General features: G+C 61.8%; 1 pseudogene. It reads left to right on the forward strand.

Annotation, left to right across the window (positions count from 1 at the left end):
• Positions 1 to 612, forward strand: a pseudogene (locus EN750_RS37960) (PAS domain-containing sensor histidine kinase); the annotation flags it as partial.

Here is a 612-nt window from a genome sequence, read left to right on the forward strand (position 1 = left end):
GGCGTTGATTGCCCTCAACGCGGCTTTCGTCCTGTTTCTTATCGCGCTGGTCGGGCGTGAGGTGCACCGCATCCTGATGGCGCGCCGGCATGGTAAGGCCGCTTCGCGGCTGCATGTGCGCATTGTCGCCATGTTCGCCCTGGTTGCCGCCATTCCCGCCATCATGGTGGCCATCATTGCCTCGATCACGCTCGACATCGGCCTTGACCGCTGGTTCGAGATCCGCACCAAGACGATCGTCAATTCATCCCTCTCGATCGCCGACGCCTATGTCCAGGAAAATGCCCGCAACCTCCAGGGCACGACATTGTCCATGGCCTATGATCTCGATGCGTCGCGCACGCTCTACGGCCTTGATCGTACCGGCTTTCTCGACCTGATGAACAAGGAAGCCGTGGGCCGTTCGCTGGCCCATGCGGCGCTGATCAAGCCGGACGGCTCTTTCGTCATGAGCGCCAAGACCGATACGGAGTTCGCCATGCCCGAGCCGCCGGAAGGCGCGGTGGCCAGCGCTGCCGACGGCAAGCCGGTGCTGATCGAACCGAAAACGCGCAACATCATGGGCGCCATCGTCAAGCTGCGGGAGATCGAAGGACTCTATCTCTACACCAT

The organism is Mesorhizobium sp. M7A.F.Ca.ET.027.03.2.1, assembly GCF_003999175.1.
GTDB lineage: Bacteria > Pseudomonadota > Alphaproteobacteria > Rhizobiales > Rhizobiaceae > Mesorhizobium.